General features: G+C 66.4%; 1 protein-coding gene. It reads right to left on the bottom strand.

Annotated elements, in window-relative coordinates; genetic code table 11:
* Positions 1-42: 42 nt before the first annotated feature.
* Complete coding sequence (locus tag ACIA6A_RS41380; RefSeq protein WP_396103636.1) at positions 43-1344, bottom strand: IS256 family transposase; 1302 nt, start codon at positions 1342-1344, stop codon at positions 43-45.
* Between the last annotated feature and the right edge of the window lie 48 nt (positions 1345-1392).

The raw sequence follows: 1392 nt of genomic DNA, 5'->3' as shown, positions 1-1392 counted from the left end.
GGGACTGTCAAGAAAACGGTGTAACTCGATCTTGTCGAGGGGTCAGTTGCGGCGTGCGGACAGGCGGCCTTCGAAGGCTAGGTCGAAGGCGTTGAGGGCGGGTTTCCAGCGCATGGTCCAGCGGCGGCGCCCGGCGCCGGTCGGGTCCAGGGCCATCACGGCGAGGTAGACGCATTTCAGCGCGGCGTGCTCGTTGGGGAAGTGCCCGCGGGCCCGGACGGCCCGGCGGATGCGGGCGTTCACACTCTCGATCGCGTTGGTTGAGCAGACGACCTTGCGGATCTCGGCGTCGAACGCGAGGAACGGCACGAACTCGGCCCAGGCGTTCTCCCAGAGCCGGACGATGGCCGGATACTTCTCGCCCCAGGCCTCGGCGAACGCCAGGAACCGCTGTTCGGCGGCGGCTTCGGTCGGTGCGGTGTAGACCGGCTTCAACGCCTTCGCGATCGCATCCCAATGCTGGCGGCCGGCGTATTTGAACGAGTTGCGCAGCAGGTGCACCACGCAGGTCTGGACCACCGTCTTGGGCCAGACCGTGTTGATCGCGTCAGGCAGGCCGGTCAGGCCGTCGCAGACGGCCATCAGCACGTCCTCGACACCGCGGTTCTTCAGCTCAGTGCACACGCTGAACCAGAACTTCGCGCCTTCACCGCCGTCGCCGGCCCACAGGCCGAGGATGTCCCGGGTGCCCTCGACGGTCACCGCGAGGGCCACGTAGATGGGCCGGTTGGCGACTTTCCCGTCGCGGATCTTGACGTTGATCGCGTCCAGGAACACGACCGGGTAGACCCGGTCGAGGGGCCGATTCTGCCACTCGGCCATGCCGTCCATCACTTTGTCGGTGATCGTAGAGATCGTCTGGCGGGAGACCTCGGCGCCATAGACCTCGGCCAGGTGGGCGCTGATCTCACCGGTGGTCAGGCCTTTCGCGGACAGCGACAGGACCATGTCCTCGACGCCGGTCAGCCGGCGCTGCCGCTTGCGGACGATCTGCGGCTCGAACGAGCCGTCGCGATCGCGTGGCACGGTGATCTCGACCGGGCCCACATCGGTGAGCACGGTCTTGGCCCGGGCGCCGTTGCGGGAGTTCCCGCCGTCTTTACCGGCAGGGTCGTGTTTGGCATAGCCGAGGTAGTCGGTGATCTCGCCGTCCAACGCGGCCTCGATCACCCGCTTGGTCAGCTGCTGCAACAGGCCACCTTCGCCGGTCAGCTGCAGGCCCGCTGCGCGGGCCTGCTCGACCAGCCGACCAACCAGCTCGGCATCCACCCCTTCAGGCGTGCTCGCCGACGTCTTCTTCTTCGCCACCGCGGAAGTATCCACGGCATCCGTCATGACAGTCATCAGGTGCGTCTCCTTGATCAGGAGTTACACCGTTTTTCTTACAGTCCC

The organism is Actinoplanes sp. NPDC051494 (genome assembly GCF_044454705.1).
GTDB lineage: Bacteria > Actinomycetota > Actinomycetes > Mycobacteriales > Micromonosporaceae > Actinoplanes.
The sequence above is the reverse complement of the archived record's forward strand: the minus strand, read 5'-3'. Positions and strand labels throughout refer to the sequence as shown.